Below are 1,097 nucleotides of genomic sequence, written 5' to 3'. Positions count from 1 at the left end.
ACGCTCAACTGGGACGACGAGATCGTGAAGGCCATCGCGCTCACCCGCGATGGGCAGGTCGTCCATCCCGCCTTCGCGGACGCGGTCCGCGAAGTCCAGACCGTCTGAGGAGGCGGCTTCCATGGAACATCCCGATCCCGCGAGCCAGATTGAGGCCTTCCGCCACTCGCTCCTCACCCTGACCAACCAGACGGCGGAGCTTCAGGTCCAGGTTGCCCAGATGACCCACGCGATGCCGATCCCGGCGCCCGTCCTGGACGCGGCGAGCCACGGCAACTTCTTCATCACCGGCCTGACGGTGTTCGTGCTGGCCTGCTTCGTCGGCTACTACGTGGTGTGGCGGGTGACGCCGGCGCTGCACTCGCCGCTGATGGCGGTGACCAATGCGGTGTCCTCGGTGATCATCGTCGGCGCCCTGATCGCCGCCGGCCCGGCCGGCCCAATCAATTCTGTGGGTGGCTTCTCCAAGATCATGGGCTTCCTCGCGGTCATCCTGGCCAGCGTCAACATCTTCGGCGGCTTCCTGGTCACCCAGCGCATGCTGTCGATGTTCAAGAAGAAGGGCAAGTAACCATGGAAACCCTGTCCGCCCTTCTCTATCTGGTCGCCTCGGTCTGCTTCATCATGGCCCTGCGCGGCCTGTCCAGCCCGGAGACCTCCCGCCAGGGCAACTTCTTCGGCATGGCCGGCATGACCATCGCCGTGCTGACCACGCTGGCCCTGCCCATCGTCCAGTCCTACTGGATGATCGTGCTCGGCATCGCCATCGGCGGCGGCATCGGCTACGTCATCGCCAAGAAGATCGAGATGACCGCCCTGCCGCAGCTCGTCGCCGCCTTCCACTCGCTGGTCGGTCTGGCCGCGGTGTTCGTGGCGCTGTCGGCCTTCTATTCGCCCGAGGCCTACGGCATCGGCGTGCCCGGCGCCATCGCCAAGGGCTCGCTGGTCGAGATGGCGCTGGGCACCGCCATCGGCGCCATCACCTTCACCGGCTCGATCGTCGCCTTTGCCAAGCTGCAGGGGCTGGTCACCGGCAAGCCGCTGGTCTTCCCCTTCCAGCACCACCTCAACGCCGGCCTCGGCATCCTCACCATCCT

General features: G+C 66.2%; 2 protein-coding genes. Both read left to right on the top strand.

The genetic code is table 11. From position 1 onward, the window contains the following. The first annotated feature begins 121 nt into the window (after positions 1–121). Complete coding sequence (locus tag Q4I23_RS32785) at positions 122–571, top strand: NAD(P) transhydrogenase subunit alpha part 2 (RefSeq protein ID WP_454018267.1); 450 nt, start codon at positions 122–124, stop codon at positions 569–571. 2 nt (positions 572–573) lie between these two features. Beyond that, a partial coding sequence (locus Q4I23_RS32780; RefSeq protein WP_498529015.1) for an NAD(P)(+) transhydrogenase (Re/Si-specific) subunit beta occupies positions 574–1,097 on the top strand: 524 nt, incomplete at its 3' end.

The organism is Azospirillum sp. UFLA03-27 (genome assembly GCF_059803775.1).
The sequence above is the reverse complement of the archived record's forward strand: the minus strand, read 5'-3'. Positions and strand labels throughout refer to the sequence as shown.

Coding starts and splice junctions, on each gene's coding strand:
- Q4I23_RS32785 (WP_454018267.1), top strand. CDS start 122: ATGGAACATCCCGATCCCGCGAGCCAGATTGAGGCCTTCCGCCACTCG.